Consider the following 15,037-nt stretch of genomic DNA (forward strand, 5'->3'; position numbering starts at 1 on the left):
TCTTGTCGGGGCCAGGTTAGCTGGCCCTCTGCATGTGCCAGGAAGCAAAAAGGTCGTCAAGGCGCAGTTCGCTGCGTCGCGGGTGAATGTCCTCTGAGGATTTTCGCGCGCAAGATGTGAGCAATAATAATCCTGTCGGTTACGGCTGGCAGGAACTAATAGAGAATGCGGAATATGCTGCAGTTCATACTCCGACGCTTGGGACTTGTTATCCCAACGTTTATCGGTATCACCCTGTTAACCTTCGCGTTTGTTCATATGATCCCCGGTGACCCGGTGATGATCATGGTGGGCGAGCGCGGTATCTCCCCTGAACGTCATGCGCAGTTGATGGCCCAGCTCGGTCTGGATCAGCCACTCTGGCAGCAATACCTCTCCTATATCAAAGGCGTGATGCATGGCGATCTCGGTATCTCACTGAAAAGCCGTGTCCCGGTATGGGAAGAGTTTGTCCCGCGCTTTAAAGCCACGCTGGAGCTGGGCTTCTGCGCGATGCTGTTTGCCGTTGCCGTCGGTATTCCGGTGGGCGTGCTGGCCGCAGTCAAACGTGGTTCTGTTTTTGACCACACGGCGGTGGGCATCTCCCTGACCGGTTACTCCATGCCGATCTTCTGGTGGGGCATGATGCTGATCATGCTGGTTTCGGTGCAGCTCAATCTGACCCCGGTGTCCGGGCGAATCGGCGATACGGTGTTCCTTGATGACACCCAGCCGCTCACCGGCTTTATGCTGATTGATACCCTGTTCTGGGGCGAACCCGGCGACTTCAAAGATGCCGTGATGCATATGATCCTGCCCGCCATTGTGCTGGGGACCATTCCGCTGGCCGTGATTGTGCGTATGACGCGCTCGGCAATGCTGGAAGTGTTAGGCGAAGACTATATCCGTACCGCGCGCGCCAAAGGGCTGACGCCGATGCGGGTGATCGTGGTGCATGCGTTACGTAACGCCATGCTGCCGGTGGTCACGGTGATTGGCCTTCAGGTCGGTACGCTGCTGGCGGGCGCCATCCTGACGGAAACCATCTTTTCCTGGCCGGGCCTGGGGCGTTGGTTAATCGACGCACTTCAGCGCCGCGACTACCCGGTGGTTCAGGGTGGGGTGCTGATGGTGGCCACGTTGATTATCTTCGTCAACCTGCTGGTCGACGTGCTTTACGGTGTGGTTAACCCCCGCATCCGTCACAAGAAATAAGGGGCCAACATGTCTGTTGTGGATCCAGGCAGCGTTAACGCTGCACCCAAGCCGATGACCCCGTTACAGGAATTCTGGCACTACTTTAAGCGTAATAAAGGTGCCGTGATTGGCCTGGTTTACGTCGTATTGATGATTATTATCGCCGTGTTTGCCAACGTGCTGGCACCGCACGCCCCCGCTGAACAGTTCCGCGATGCGTTACTGCGCCCGCCGGCCTGGCAGGAAGGCGGCAGCTGGCAGTATGTTTTCGGCACGGATGATGTTGGCCGCGACGTGCTTTCGCGCCTGATGTACGGTGCCCGCCTGTCGCTGCTGGTCGGTTGCCTGGTGGTGGTGCTGTCGCTGATCTTCGGCGTGATTTTCGGCCTGATTGCGGGCTACGTTGGCGGTTCCGTGGATGCGGCAATTATGCGTCTGGTGGATATCATGCTGGCGCTGCCAAGCCTGCTGCTGGCCCTGGTGCTGGTGGCGATCTTCGGTCCGTCGATTGTTAACGCCTCGATAGCGCTGACCTTTGTTGCTCTGCCGCACTATATCCGTCTGACCCGTGCGGCGGTGCTGGTGGAGGTGACGCGCGACTATGTTACCGCTTCCCGCGTGGCCGGGGCGGGCGCCGTGCGCCAGATGTTCGTCAATATTTTACCAAACTGCCTGGCACCGCTGATCGTGCAGGCATCTCTCGGTTTTTCCAACGCGATCCTCGATATGGCCGCGCTGGGTTTCCTGGGTATGGGTGCGCAGCCACCAACACCGGAGTGGGGCACCATGCTCTCCGACGTGTTGCAGTTCGCGCAAAGTGCCTGGTGGGTGGTCACCTTCCCGGGTGTTGCCATTCTGCTAACGGTACTGGCATTCAACCTGATGGGCGATGGTTTACGCGACGCCCTTGACCCGAAACTCAAACAGTAGGCAGCGAGATGGCACTATTAACTGTAGATAAGCTTTCGGTGCATTTCGGTGACGAAAAAGCACCTTTCCGCGCCGTCGACCGCATCAGCTACCAGGTTGAGCAGGGTCAGGTGGTGGGTATTGTCGGTGAGTCCGGCTCCGGTAAATCCGTCAGTTCTCTGGCGATTATGGGGCTGATTGATTATCCCGGCAAAGTGATGGCAGACAACCTGGTGTTTAACCAGCGTGACCTGAAACGCATTTCGGAAAAAGAGCGCCGCCAGCTGGTGGGCTCCGATGTCGCGATGATTTTCCAGGACCCGATGACCAGCCTCAACCCGTGCTACACCGTGGGTTTCCAGATTATGGAAGCCATCAAGGTGCATCAGGGGGGCAACAAGCGTACCCGCCGTCAGCGCGCTATCGACCTGCTCAACCAGGTCGGTATTCCTGACCCGTCGTCGCGCCTTGACGTGTATCCGCATCAGCTTTCGGGGGGGATGAGCCAGCGCGTGATGATCGCTATGGCGATTGCCTGCCGGCCTAAGCTGTTGATTGCCGATGAGCCGACCACCGCGCTCGATGTGACCATTCAGGCGCAGATCATTGAGCTGCTGCTCGACCTGCAACGCCAGGAGAATATGGCGCTGATCCTGATTACGCACGATCTGGCGCTGGTAGCGGAAGCCGCGCAGCACATTATTGTGATGTACGCAGGCCAGGTGGTGGAAACCGGCAAGGCGGTCGATATCTTTAAAGCCCCGCGCCATCCTTATACCCAGGCCTTGCTGCGTGCGCTGCCGGAGTTCGCGGCGGATAAAGCACGTCTCGCTTCGTTACCGGGCGTGGTGCCCGGCAAGTATGACCGCCCGAACGGCTGCCTGCTCAACCCACGCTGCCCGTATGCCAAAGATCGCTGCCGCAGCGAGGAGCCGCCACTGCGTGATATTGCCGGGCGTCAGTCCAAATGTCATTTCCCACTGGATGATGCCGGGAGACCTACTTATGAAGCCTGAACACGATAAATCGACGCTACTGATGCAGGCGATCGATCTGAAAAAGCACTACCCGGTTAAAAAAGGCTTGTTTGGTCAGGAGCGTCTGGTCAAAGCGCTGGATGGCGTCTCGTTCGATCTGGAACGTGGCAAAACGCTGGCGGTGGTGGGGGAGTCCGGCTGCGGTAAATCCACGCTTGGCCGTCTGCTGACCATGATTGAAACGCCGACCGAAGGTCAGCTGTTCTACCAGGGGCAGGATCTGCTGAAGCATGACCCGCAGGCGCAGAAGCTCCGACGCCAGAAAATTCAGATTGTCTTCCAGAACCCCTATGGTTCTCTGAACCCGCGTAAGAAGGTCAGCCAGATCCTCGAAGAACCGTTATTGATTAATACGGACCTGACGCGCGCTGAACGTCGGGAGAAAACGCTGGAGATGATGGCGAAGGTCGGCCTGAAAACCGAACACTACGACCGCTACCCGCATATGTTCTCCGGCGGGCAGCGTCAGCGTATTGCCATTGCACGCGGGCTGATGCTGGACCCGGACGTGTTGATCGCCGATGAACCGGTGTCAGCGCTCGACGTGTCGGTGCGTGCGCAGGTGCTGAACCTGATGATGGACCTGCAACAGGATCTCGGCCTCTCTTACGTGTTTATCTCCCACGACCTGTCGGTGGTGGAACATATCGCGGATGAGGTGATGGTGATGTATCTGGGGCGCTGTGTGGAGAAGGGCAGTAAGGAAGAGATTTTCGCCAATCCGCGCCATCCTTATACTCAGGCGTTGTTGTCGGCGACGCCACGTCTCAACCCGGATGAGCGGCGCGAGCGCATTAAGCTGACCGGCGAGTTGCCAAGCCCGCTTAATCCACCGCCGGGATGTGCATTTAACGCCCGTTGTCGCCGCCAGTTTGGCACCTGCGTGCAGCTGCAACCGCAGTTGAAAACGTTTGGTGCGCAGCAGGTCGCCTGTTTTGCCGTAGAACAGGACGAAAACAGCCCGACCTGACCTTTCAGCTTGCCCTAAAAATTGCCCTTCTTCGGAAGGGCAATCCTGTCTTGCACGCCCGCTATCGACCGGGCGGCGCTGCCAAAATCAGTACTGTTCCTTCTCATTTATCAGGCACCACATGGTGTTTTTCCGATAAGCCAGATGAAAACCTTAAGAGAAATGCGAGATTCACCAGGCACTGCTATGCTGTATGAAAAGCGGGCTAATGTATCGGTTTTAAGTCCATGCGCTCTGAAACGAGCAGAATACGCATGACAGGCGTTTTTTTTCAGTAAGTTATGCAGACTGTATGCGATAAGAGAGAAAACTATGCACTGGAAATAATATTGCAGAGGTAAATAAATCGCTAAGAAAGAGTCAGGATTGACGGGGTATTTCATTTTAATGAAATGGCTCACACTAATATGTGATAAATAGACCACTAAGACAAATAATCACCCGGCTGATATATCACTCATGTAATTATATTTTTTTATTAAATTTCAGGTTATTAACCCATTAAAAGTGTTTTATCTATGGTATGAGAATAGTCTGAACTAATTAAAAATTGTATGTTATATTGCCGCGAAATCATCCACCTTGCGCGATCATACTCATGAAAAGCTATGATGACCTGCAGCGTTTTAAAGAAAAAACGCAAACAAACCATATTGAATTCAAAGACATGTCTGAGCAGGTGCTTGACTCAACAACCACCAACTGGGCGGTTATCAAACAGTTGTTGAATGTGGGCGCAGGGTCGGTACTGGATAACAGTCAGCGCATTGATCGGGCTGCTCCTCAACCTGTTCATCCCGCTGCTTTTACACCGTCCTCTGCGGAAATTGTGCCTGTCACATCACCGCTGTCGGTACAGTCCTTCGTGCCTGCCACGCCGGGCGATTCCGATCGCGTTGGTGCATCGCTGCTCGACAGTATTTCTGCTTCGTTGCCGCCCGCCGATGCGCCTGCTGACGTGGTTAAACCCACTCCGCTTAAGGCTCCGGCTGCTGAGCCTGTTGTACTGCGCGCCATGCCGGTTGCACAGCAAACGGCGGTATCAGGTAGCTCACTGTTAGCGCAGCTGGCCGCCAGCACGGCGCCTGCGCCACCGTTAAGTATGGAGCAGCCGGCGCACGTCGTTCCTGCACCGCCTGTATTCCAGGCCGCAACGGTTCCTGCGCCGCAGCCTGTGGCCGCTCAGCCCGCTATTCCTGTACCTTCGCCTGCTGTTGAAGCCCCTGCGAATGTCAGCTTTAAACAGTTGTTTAGTACGGCAGCCGCACCGGCCTCCTCTGCGCTGCCGAAAGATATGTTGTTACATCCCTTGTTGGAGAAAATTGCCTCATGCCGTTAGTTTGTGTTTGCTCCCCTAAAGGCGGTGTGGGTAAAACCACCATGGCAGCCAACCTTGCTCATGCCCTCGCACGCGGTGGCAGCAAGGTACTGGCGATCGACTTTGACGTGCAAAATGCCCTGCGCCTGCACTTTGGTGTTCCGCTGGCTGATAGCCGTGGATTTGTGGCGAAATCAGCCGAATCTTCTGACTGGAGCCAGTCAATCCTCACCACCGGCGGCAATATTTTCGTGCTGCCTTATGGTGATGCAACAGAACAGCAACGCCTTGAGTTTGAAGAAAATCTGAAAGATCCCAACTTTCTGGCGCGAGGCCTGCACTCCGTTCTCAACTATCCGGGGCTGGTGATTATCGCTGATTTCCCTCCGGGTCCGGGTCCGGCGCTTAAAGCTATGGCCGCTCTGGCCGATATGCATTTAGTGGTGATGCTGGCCGACACCGCTTCACTGTCTTTGCTGCCACAGATTGAAAATGAAAAAATGATTGGTGGCGCACTGAATCACCGTGGTGGTCATTATTTTGTTCTGAATCAGAGTGATAACCGCCGTAATATTAGCCGTGATGTCACCGCGTTCATGCAGCAGCGCCTTGGCGACAGGCTGATTGGGGTGGTTAACCGCGATGAAAGCGTGGCGGAAGCCAATGCTTCCCAGCAGTCGATTTTTGATTTTAGCCCGGTCTCCGCCGCGGCATTTGATATTGAGCTGGTCAGTAAACGCCTGTCGGCGCTGCTTAACATCAAAGTCGGTGATGGTGAAATGCACGCCCCGCTAAAGTCCCGTTAACGGCTGGATTTATTGCCAGGCAGGGACGCCTGAAGACGCGTGGCACGATGAATTTGGGTTGCCACGAATTATAACAATACGTATTCAGGATGACTTATGAACAAAGTCCTGTTTTATCTGCTGCTGCTGATATTATCCCCCTTAGCCGCAGTTATCATCGTCACACCGATGGACAGCCAGAAACAATATATTTTCGGCTTAATCTCTATCGCTATCCTGTTCTTATTAGGGATCAGCAAGAGCAAAAAAATCTCGCTGGTGATGGTTATCCTCTCCGCAATGATGTCTACGCGTTATATTTACTGGCGCGCGACGGAGACGCTGCATTTTAATTCTGAAGTAGAAGCCATTCTCGGTATTGGGTTATTTATTGCTGAACTATACGTCTGGCTGATATTAATCCTCGGTTACCTGCAAACGTCATGGCCGCTTAAGCGTCCTATTGAGCCGCTGCCGGATGATGTCAGCCTGTGGCCAACGGTGGATGTCTATGTCCCCAGCTACAACGAAAGCCTGGACGTCGTCCGTGATACCGTGCTGGCGGCCCAGTGCATCGACTATCCGAGCGATAAGATAAAAATCTATCTGCTTGATGACGGTAAGCGCAGCGAATTTGCCCGCTTTGCCGCCGATGTTGGTGTGGGTTACATCACCCGTGATGATAACCGCCATGCGAAAGCCGGTAACCTGAACCACGCGATGAAAATCACCAAAGGTGAATTGATCTGCGTGTTTGACTGTGACCACGTAGCGACCCGTACTTTCCTCCAGGCGACCGTCGGTGCCTTCCTGAAAGACGACAAGCTGGCACTGCTGCAAACGCCTCACTACTTTTATTCGCCGGACCCGTTTGAACGTAACCTGAAAGCCGCACGTGAAATTCCTAACGAAGGCGCACTGTTCTACGGCCCGGTACAGCAGGGTAACGATAACTGGAACGCGACCTTCTTCTGCGGTTCCTGTGCGGTGATCCGCCGTTCAGCGCTGGAAGAGATTGGCGGTTTTGCGGTTGAAACCGTGACCGAAGATGCGCACACCGCGCTGAAAATGCAGCGTCTGGGCTGGGGCTCTGCCTTCCTGGCGATCCCGCTGGCGGCCGGTCTGGCGACCGAACGTCTCGGTCTGCATATTGTTCAGCGTACCCGCTGGGCGCGGGGTATGACGCAGATTTTCCGCGTCGATAACCCACTGCTGGGCCGGGGCCTGAAATGGCAGCAGCGTCTGTGCTATCTCAACGCCATGCTGCACTTCCAGTTCGGTCTGCCGCGCGTGATCTTCCTGACGGCACCGCTGGCGTACCTGCTGTTTAACCTGAACATCATTCACTCTTCAGCCAGCCTGATCTTTGCTTATGTGCTGCCGCACCTGGTGATGTCGCTGTACGTTAACTCCCGTATGAACGGCCGTTTCCGTGCCACCTTCTGGGGTGAAATTTACGAAACGGTGATGGCATTCCACCTGGTGATCCCGACCCTCCTGACCATGATTTCTCCGAAGCACGGTAAGTTTAACGTGACGGATAAAGGTGGCCTGTTGGATGTCGGTTTCTTCGACTTCAACATTGTGCGCCCGCATGTGATCTGTGCCCTGTTGCTGTTAGTCGGTGTGGTTAGCGGCATCATTCGCGCCACCGCCCATGATTACTTTGGCGTTGATCCTTACGTGATTGCGCTGAACGTCGGTTGGGGAACCTTCAGCCTGATTATTCTGATGGCGGCCATCGCCGTGGCGCGTGAGACCAAGCAGGTGCGTAAAACCATCCGTATTGATGTCAATCTGCCGGTCGTGATGCATTACGCCAGCGGTATCTCTTCGCGTACCAATACCATCAACCTGTCGATGGGCGGCGCACAGATTCAGGCCCCGGACCAGCGTCATGAAAACGATGAGATTGAAGCGATTGATGTCATCCTGCAATCCGGTGTGATCTCCATCCCTGTGCAGTTTATCGGTGCTGAAGATGGCGTGATCCGCTTACAGTTCCATGAAATGCCGCTGTCGCGTCGTCGTGAACTGGTGCGTGTGGTGCTGTCGCGTGCCGATGCATGGATCCAACCAGAAGGGCGCAAAGATAATCCGCTGCGTTCGCTGTTAACCATTATTCGTACGGTATTTGAACTGTTCTGGCTGACGTTTCAAGACAGACGCGCCAGGAAAAAACGTGTGGCACAAGCGGAAGAGGATAGTGTGGCATGAAGCAATTATTACTGCGCGCACTGTGCCTGAGTACAGCGCTCACCCTGGGCAGTGTTCAGGCCGATCCGACCAGCGTGACCCAGGACAGCAGCGCGCTGTCTGATATTCCGCCTCCGGCGGATGTCGGCGCCGCTGCGGCACCGGCTACACCGTCTGCTGAACCACAAGAAAACGATCGGTCTGCTACACCGTCTGCTGAACCACAAGAAAACGATCGGTCTGCTACGCCGTCTGCTGAATTACAAGAAAACGATCAGCCTGCTGCTGCTGCGGAAGGTGACTTACCTGCGGGCGAAGAAGCCGCACTGCCGCCGGGCACTAACGAGGGGCTGCCTGCGGGCCTGCCACCGTTACCTGCTCCGGTGATGGACGATGCGGCGGCAGCGCAAACCGTGATGCTGAACCAGCCGTTGACCAGTACGGTCAGTGTGGCGCAGATGGGCCAGGCGCAGGGTATTACGCTGACCGGCGGCCAGTTGCAGTCGGGTATCGTCTTTACGCTGCCGACGGATGAAGTCATCACCAATGCGCGTCTGAACCTGTCGCTGAAAGTGTCTCAGGCACTGGCAGCGCGTAATACCTCGCTGCAACTGATGCTGAACGGTCAGCCGCTGGGCACCTTGCCACTGAGTGCGTCCGATCGTGCCAGCGAGGATTATCAGCTGGATATTCCCGCTGCGATGGTGGTGTCGAGTAACAATCTGAGCTTCAAAGTTAACGATGCTGACCAGTTAATCTGTGAGCGCGACAGCGATCAGCAGTACCAGGTAACCATTCTGCCGAAAACCACGCTGGCGCTGGAAGGCCAGCAGTTGAACATCGGCACCAGCCTGCGTAACTTCCCGCGTCCGTTTATTGATCCCCTGCGCATGAGCCCGGCCAGCGTTGCCATGATCTTTGGCGATAATGTCACGCCAGGTGAAGTGAGTGCCGCAGCGATCCTCTCCTCCTGGATGGGCATTCAGGCGGACTATCGTGGCATCAGCTTCCCGGTGATGCGTGGGCAGCTGCCAGAGAAAAACGGCGTGGTGTTTGGTCACCCCGGCGAGAAAATTGGCAGCCTGACGTTACCGGACAGCGAAGGTCCGTCACTGCAAATCGTCAATAACCCGGACAACCCGGTGTACAAGCTGCTGCTGATCGTTGGGAAAACCGATGACCAGCTGCGTCAGGCGACCTGGCGACTGCTGCAACCCCTCAGCGTAGATGAACCGTCGCTGGCCGTGGCTCCGCAGAGTATGCCGCTGCGTCAACCTTACGATGCGCCACGCTGGATCAACACTGAACGCCCGGTTCGCCTGAGCGAGCTGCTGCGTAAAGATCAGAACCTGACCACCACCGGTCTCTGGCACGATGCGCTGCGCGTGAACTTCCGCGCCGCGCCTGATCTGTTCCTGTGGGACGGCGACAGCATTCCAGTACAGTTGAACTATCGCTTCCCGTCTGAAAGCTGGATCGATGAAGACAGCTCTCTGCTCAACGTCACGCTGAACGGCACCTTCCTGCGCAACCTGACGGTGAACAAAGTTGGCCTGCTGGAGAACATCTGGCACCGTCTTGGCGGCGATGCGCGCCAGGAGAAATACAGCCTGAAACTGGACCCGTACCTGATTTACGGCGACAACCAGATGCAGCTCTATTTCAACATCAAGCCGAAGGCCAGCGCACCTTGTAGCGTGCTGACCAACAACAACATCAAGAGCCGGATTGAGGATGATTCGTTTATCGATCTGAGCCATACCCGTCACTTTACGCTGTTGCCGAACCTCTCTTACTTTGTCGGTGCATCCTTCCCGTTCTCACGTCTGGCCGACTATTCGCAGACGGTACTGATGCTGCCTGAAAAGCCGAGTGATGCGGAAATCAGCACTCTGCTGGATATGGCGGGTCGTTCGGGTAACGCGACCGGTGTGGCCCTTAGCCAGAACAGTGTGATGTTTGGTATTCCGGCCACCGGCACACTGCGCGGGCGTCTGGAAAACAGCGACATTCTGTCGGTATCTACGCTGGCGCAGGTCAACTTTAACCGCGAGATGCTGGCGAGCTCACCGTATGAGCTGAACAACCATACGCTGGGCGTTAAAGTGCCGAATACGCTGGACAACCTACGGGGCTGGCTGACCGGTGACTGGTATCGCCAGACGCTGGATGCTGACCGTTACTTCTCGTCGAATGAAGACTGGCGTGGCTTTATCAGCTATCGCTCTCCGTGGAACAGCAGCCGCCTGGTGGTCATGACCGTGGCAACGGATGATAACCAGCTGGCCCGTTTGCATACCGATATGACCTCGTCGCGCATTAACGCCGGTATTCGTGGCGATACGGCGATCATCACGGATGAAAACGGTATTCGCAGCTTCCGCGTGGGTGCGCAGTTCCCGAGCGGGCAAATGCCGTGGTACATGATGGTGGTGTGGTATGCCAACCAGCATGCGGTGCTGCTGTCGTTGCTGGCGCTGTTCTGTTCTGCGGTGGTGGGTCTGAGTGCCTATGTTCTGCTGAAACGCCATTCACGGCGCCGTCTGCAACCGAATAATAATTCCAATAGCGCTGGCGAGAAAAAAGAATGATGAAAACCAAACTCACCCCATTAACCGCCAGAATTCGTCATTGCTGGATGATCGGCAGCGGTCTTGCACTGTCGGTGATGGCTTTCCCGCTGTTTGCCGCAGAGAACAACCCGGCGATTCAGGCGCTGTTTGACCAGGCGAACTACTGGCATCAGAAAGCCCATGATGAGCTGGCGCGTGATGCCCTGAACAAAGTGCTGATGGTCGACGGTAACAACACCCAGGCGCTGTATCTGATGGGGCTTTGGTCCCAGCAGGGCGGTGACGGGGCCGCAGCGGCCAAATGGCGCGCCCGTCTGAGCCAGGTCTCTCCGCAGGATCCGCGTCTGGCGGAGCTGGATAACGCTCGCCAGTTGCAAACTATTCCGGCGGCGCAGCTGTCACTGGCACGTCAGCAGGCGCGCAGCGGCAACACCGCCGCCGCGCTACAGACCTGGCGTAATACCTTTAACGGCACTGAGCCTCCGGCCAGCGTGGCGGCGGAGTATTACCTGACGATGGCCGGCGATCGCAGCCTGTTGCCGCAGGCGGTGGACAACCTTCGCCAGTTCTCAGCACAGCATCCACAGGATACCGGTGCGAAGCTGGCTCTCGGCAAAGCGCTGACCTATCAGGAATCCACCCGCCGTGAAGGCCTGCAAACGCTGGAAACGCTGGCAGGCGGCAATGCCGATGCCGATCGTTCTCTGCGCCAGGGCCTGCTCTGGCTGGGTCCGCAGGCCGGTGATGCCCCGCTGTACCAGAATTACCAGCAACGTCATCCGCAGGATAAGACGGTGCTGGACTACTTCCGTAAAAACGTCGGCGGCGCAGCGAAAGGCCAGGGCTTTAATGCACTGAACAGCGGCGACGTCACGGGCGCGCAAACCGCCTTCGACCAGGTGCTGCAAACCAACCCGGAAGATGCGGATGCCCTGGCCGGTCTCGGCTATGTGGCGCAGCGCAGCGGCGATTATGCTAAAGCAGCAGATTACCTGGATCGTGCAGCGAAGCTGGGCGGGACCAACAGCGAGCAGCGCCAGCAACAGGCTGCCGATGCCCGTTTCTATGCTCAGTTAGCCACTGCGCAGCAGGCGATGAAATCCGGTGACAGCGCCCAGGCGCTGACCTTAAGTGAACCGTTAACGCAGGCGGCGGGCGAGAAAGGTGTAGCGGCGAAGCTGTTCCGCGCTGACGTGCTGCGCCGTAATAATCAGCTGGATCAGGCCGAGCAGACCTACCGCGACGTGCTGGCAAGCAATGCCGATAACCGCCCGGCGAAAGAGGGGCTGTTCTACGTTCTGCGTCAGCAGAACCGCAGCGCAGAAGCCAACACGCTGCTGGCTTCCCTGCCAGCCAGCGTGCGCGAAGCGGTAACACCGCGTCCGGTCGCCACCAGCGATCCGGTACGTCGTGACGCGAAACAGGCGCTGGCCGCGGGGAATCCGCAGCGCGCCATCAGCATCCTGCAACAGGGCATGCAGCGCTTCCCGGCCGATGGCTGGTTACGCCTCGATCTGGCGCGTATTTATCAGCAGCAGGGCAATACCGCCGCCGCATCGGGTGTGATGCAGCCTGCCTTCCGTAACGGCGCCAGCAGCAATGAAGTCTATGCTGCCGCGCTGTTTGCCAGCGAAAGCGGTGCCTGGGCACAGGCGCAGAGCCTGCTGTCGCGCATTCCGGCCCGCAGCCAGAACGCCGATATGCGTGCGCTGGTGCAACGCGTCAACTTTAACCAACAGATGTCCGTCGCCCAGCAGTACCTGGCACAGGGATCTAACGCGGCAGCCGCGAATACGCTGAAAGTGCTGGCGGCGAACCCGCCACAGAACCCGGCCGATGTGGGTAACCTGGCGAAAGCCCTGGCGCAGGCGGGTGATATGTCTACGGCGGTGTCCCTGGTGCGCGCCAACATGCAGCGTGGCGTGCAGGGTAACGCCGGTGACTATGCGGCGCAGGTGGCGGTACTGAACCAGGCAGGCCTGGGCGCAGAAGGGCAGGCCTTCCTCAGTAACCCTGAATTGCAGTCACGCAGCACCAGCGAACAGCTGGCGGGTCTGCGTAACGGCGGGGTGATCAATGAAGTGGATAACCTGCGTGAACGCAAACAGTATGCGGCCGCCTACGACAAACTGATTGGCGCATTGCAGAAAGATCCGCAGAACACCGATCTGATGTTCGCGATGGCGCGTTTGTACCAGTCCGGCAAAATGAACAAAGAAGCGGCGGTGGTTTACGACTACCTGATGACGCGCGACACCGACACGCAGGACGCACGTGAAGGGGCAATCAATACCGCCCTTGCGTTGAATGACGTGCCAAAAGCACGCGGCCTGGCGAGCGGTCTGCGTGGGGAGCCGTCACCGGAACGTCTGCTGCTGTTGGCGCGCGTTTCCGAAGCGGAAGGCGACCACAACCAGGCGCTGAGCTACCTGCGCACCGCGAAAGGCAAAATGATTGGCCTGGATGGCAGCAGCGTGGGCAGCGCGGCCGGTATTGGTGGGCTGACGCTGTCTGATAACCCGTTTATCAACCGCACCACCATGACGGTACGCAAATCACCTTCCGTGTATGGCAATACCATGCCGTGGCAGCAGGCGCCGGATGCGCGTGACTACCGCGATATTGGGGGAAGTGTGGGCGGGCTGACCGTTGTCGGCGGTGGCTCAGAAGCGGCCCTCCAGCAGAATCAGACGCTGCATCAGATCGACACCATGATGGACGATCTGACGAAAGATACCGGCACCTGGATGCAGGGCGGTATTCAGATCCGTGGGCGTGACGGCGAGAACGGCTTAAGCAAGCTGACCGAAGCCAAAGCGCCGCTGGTATGGTCCAGCTCACCACTGGGTGATGCGCGCTTTGACTTTACCGTAACGCCAATGACGTTAAGTGCAGGTAGCGCCAGCGGCGATGCCTTCCGTCGCCTGGGAACCGGGGCGGCAGGTGTTTCCGTTGAGAATCTGATTCAGAATATCAAGAATGAGCAGACCAACTACAGCAGCTTAACCACCGCTGACAAAGCAATTTTTGATGCCGCTAACCCGGGCGTCAGTTCGGAACTGACCAAACTTACGGGCATTGATAGCGCGGATTATAATCCGTTCACTAACAGTGGCCTGAGTAACTTGCAGAGCCTGAACAATAACGCCGCGCTGGCAAAATACCTGGCGGCCTCCTCTCGTAAGGTTAACGTTGATACTGCATCGTCAGCCTCGACGGACTCCCAGACCGCAACTGGCGTGGAGCTGAACCTGGCGTTAAGCGGCGACAGCTATAAGATTGACCTCGGCAGTACACCGTTGGGCCAGGATCTCAGCACGATGGTCGGTGGCGTGAAATGGGCGCCGAAGCTGACGGATTACCTGACGCTGATCCTGACGGGTGAGCGCCGTGCCGTCACCGACAGCCTGCTCTCCTATGTGGGTGTGAAAGATGCCTACTCCGGTAAGAGCTGGGGCCGCGTGACCAAAAACGGCGGTAACGCCATGCTGAGCTACGATGATGGCGATGCCGGATTCTATGTGGGCGCAGGCGGGTACAGCTATATCGGTGAAAACGTGGCCAGCAACACCTCGCTAATGGGGAACGCCGGCGCCTATGTGCGTCCGTTCCACTTTAATGACCGCGAGCTGAAAACCGGGATCAACATCAGCTGGATGGACTTCTCGAAAAACCTCAGCAACTTCAGCTACGGTTCCGGTGGTTACTTCAGCCCGCAAAACTATGTCAGCGTATCGTTCCCGGTGGACTTTACCCAGACCTATGATGATCTCAGCGTGAAGGTTGGCGGCTCGGCGGGTTATCAGTCTTATACTCAGGATAAGAGCGCTTACTTCCCGAACAACAGCGACTACCAGTCACTGCTGGAAGATATGGTGACAGCGGGTTACGCCAAAGAAGCTTACTTCAGCGGCGGCAGCAAAAGCGGTATCGGGTATAACCTGCACGCGGGTGCGGACTACAAAATCAACAAAGACGTTACCATTGGCGGTCAGTTGGGCTATGACACCTTTGGCGACTATAACGAAAGTACAGCGCAGCTCTACTTCCGCTACATGCTGGGAGGCAAATAA

9 protein-coding genes are annotated in these 15,037 nt (G+C 56.8%); all 9 read left to right on the forward strand.

The window, feature by feature from the left end:
• Positions 1-174: 174 nt before the first annotated feature.
• The 9 genes from dppB (at position 175) to ACFL9S_RS00140 (ending at position 15,037) form a co-directional block, all read left to right on the forward strand.
• Positions 175-1,194, forward strand: coding sequence for a dipeptide ABC transporter permease DppB (gene dppB / locus ACFL9S_RS00100; protein ID WP_405259930.1), 1,020 nt, complete (start codon positions 175-177; stop codon positions 1,192-1,194).
• A 9-nt stretch (positions 1,195-1,203) separates the two neighbouring features.
• The gene (gene dppC, locus ACFL9S_RS00105; protein ID WP_133844624.1) at positions 1,204-2,106 is read left to right on the forward strand and encodes a dipeptide ABC transporter permease DppC; all 903 of its coding nucleotides are present in this window, start codon (positions 1,204-1,206) and stop codon (positions 2,104-2,106) included.
• 8 nt (positions 2,107-2,114) lie between these two features.
• The gene (gene dppD, locus ACFL9S_RS00110) at positions 2,115-3,101 is read left to right on the forward strand and encodes a dipeptide ABC transporter ATP-binding protein (RefSeq protein WP_133844622.1); all 987 of its coding nucleotides are present in this window, start codon (positions 2,115-2,117) and stop codon (positions 3,099-3,101) included.
• Positions 3,091-4,092 (forward strand): dipeptide ABC transporter ATP-binding subunit DppF, encoded by a 1,002-nt coding sequence (gene dppF, locus ACFL9S_RS00115; RefSeq protein WP_405259579.1) that lies wholly within the window; start codon positions 3,091-3,093, stop codon positions 4,090-4,092. Before dppD ends, dppF begins: the two co-directional genes overlap by 11 nt.
• Positions 4,093-4,690: 598 nt before the next feature.
• On the forward strand, positions 4,691-5,431 hold the full coding sequence (gene bcsO, locus ACFL9S_RS00120; protein WP_405259580.1) for a cellulose biosynthesis protein BcsO: 741 nt from the start codon (positions 4,691-4,693) through the stop codon (positions 5,429-5,431).
• Complete coding sequence (gene bcsQ, locus ACFL9S_RS00125; protein ID WP_405259581.1) at positions 5,422-6,216, forward strand: cellulose biosynthesis protein BcsQ; 795 nt, start codon at positions 5,422-5,424, stop codon at positions 6,214-6,216. Before bcsO ends, bcsQ begins: the two co-directional genes overlap by 10 nt.
• Positions 6,217-6,312: 96 nt before the next feature.
• Positions 6,313-8,412 (forward strand): UDP-forming cellulose synthase catalytic subunit, encoded by a 2,100-nt coding sequence (bcsA, locus tag ACFL9S_RS00130; RefSeq protein ID WP_405259582.1) that lies wholly within the window; start codon positions 6,313-6,315, stop codon positions 8,410-8,412.
• On the forward strand, positions 8,409-10,982 hold the full coding sequence (gene bcsB, locus ACFL9S_RS00135) for a cellulose biosynthesis cyclic di-GMP-binding regulatory protein BcsB (protein WP_405259583.1): 2,574 nt from the start codon (positions 8,409-8,411) through the stop codon (positions 10,980-10,982). Before bcsA ends, bcsB begins: the two co-directional genes overlap by 4 nt.
• Positions 10,982-15,037, forward strand: coding sequence for a cellulose synthase subunit BcsC-related outer membrane protein (locus ACFL9S_RS00140; protein WP_405259931.1), 4,056 nt, complete (start codon positions 10,982-10,984; stop codon positions 15,035-15,037). The genes bcsB and ACFL9S_RS00140 overlap by 1 nt, the downstream gene beginning before the upstream one ends.

The organism is Erwinia sp. AnSW2-5 (assembly GCF_045107195.1).
Lineage (GTDB): Bacteria > Pseudomonadota > Gammaproteobacteria > Enterobacterales > Enterobacteriaceae > Erwinia.

What these genes read in the sequence shown, in the direction of transcription:
- dppB (WP_405259930.1), top strand. Translation starts at nt 175, where the DNA reads ATGCTGCAGTTCATACTCCGACGCTTGGGACTTGTTATCCCAACGTTT.
- dppC (WP_133844624.1), top strand. Translation starts at nt 1,204, where the DNA reads ATGTCTGTTGTGGATCCAGGCAGCGTTAACGCTGCACCCAAGCCGATG.
- dppD (WP_133844622.1), top strand. Translation starts at nt 2,115, where the DNA reads ATGGCACTATTAACTGTAGATAAGCTTTCGGTGCATTTCGGTGACGAA.
- dppF (WP_405259579.1), top strand. Translation starts at nt 3,091, where the DNA reads ATGAAGCCTGAACACGATAAATCGACGCTACTGATGCAGGCGATCGAT.
- bcsO (WP_405259580.1), top strand. Translation starts at nt 4,691, where the DNA reads ATGAAAAGCTATGATGACCTGCAGCGTTTTAAAGAAAAAACGCAAACA.
- bcsQ (WP_405259581.1), top strand. Translation starts at nt 5,422, where the DNA reads ATGCCGTTAGTTTGTGTTTGCTCCCCTAAAGGCGGTGTGGGTAAAACC.
- bcsA (WP_405259582.1), top strand. Translation starts at nt 6,313, where the DNA reads ATGAACAAAGTCCTGTTTTATCTGCTGCTGCTGATATTATCCCCCTTA.
- bcsB (WP_405259583.1), top strand. Translation starts at nt 8,409, where the DNA reads ATGAAGCAATTATTACTGCGCGCACTGTGCCTGAGTACAGCGCTCACC.
- ACFL9S_RS00140 (WP_405259931.1), top strand. Translation starts at nt 10,982, where the DNA reads ATGAAAACCAAACTCACCCCATTAACCGCCAGAATTCGTCATTGCTGG.